This window comes from Paraburkholderia sp. J7, assembly GCF_905220155.1.
GTDB lineage: Bacteria > Pseudomonadota > Gammaproteobacteria > Burkholderiales > Burkholderiaceae > Paraburkholderia.
This window is the reverse complement of sequence record NZ_CAJMYZ010000091.1, coordinates 1-560: the sequence shown is the minus strand read 5'-3', so window position 1 is coordinate 560 and position 560 is coordinate 1. Positions and strand designations below refer to the sequence as shown.

1 protein-coding gene is annotated in these 560 nt (G+C 59.3%); it reads left to right on the top strand.

From position 1 onward, the window contains the following. Positions 1–265 precede the first annotated feature (265 nt). The coding region (locus tag U5A58_RS40460) for a hypothetical protein (protein WP_321965461.1) at positions 266–560 on the top strand (295 nt) is incomplete at its 3' end.

Sequence of the window (560 nt, the reverse complement as noted above, 5' to 3'; positions counted from 1 at the left end):
CGCAAGATAATTTGCTGACGATTCGCACCCACCGTGCCAGACGCCCACCGATGTAGTGGCCCATAGCGCCTCGCGACGCATGCGTAGTGAACCCGCGCGGTCCCGTGCATGATCGCGGTGACCGTGACGCAGTCCGCCGCGTAGACTGTTCGAATCAGGCGAGGAGGCAAGTGCCGGAAATGCGTGGCGCTATCCTCGGTGGGTGCCTGTCGATGCCACCACCCAGTGGATCGATGTCGGGAGCCGTGCTTTCAGGGGAATCGCCATGACGACGACTGAGTCACTTCTGACGTTGGCCGAGTATCTCGAGCTGTCCCTGAACTCCGGCGGAAGTGTGATCATGATGCAGAAATGCAATGACGTCTGTGCCATGTACGTTGGCGATGCCAGGAGAGATCAGGATCGCCTGAGATATCACGGGAACATTGCCGCAACCCAGGCCGAAGAGATTCTTGAGCAAACCCACGCTGGACGAAACCGGCTGGAGATCGGCGGGCAGCTATACCGTTTCATCCGGAGCTTCAAACATTTTGAGGATCGCGGCGCGGTCGTTTTCGCGC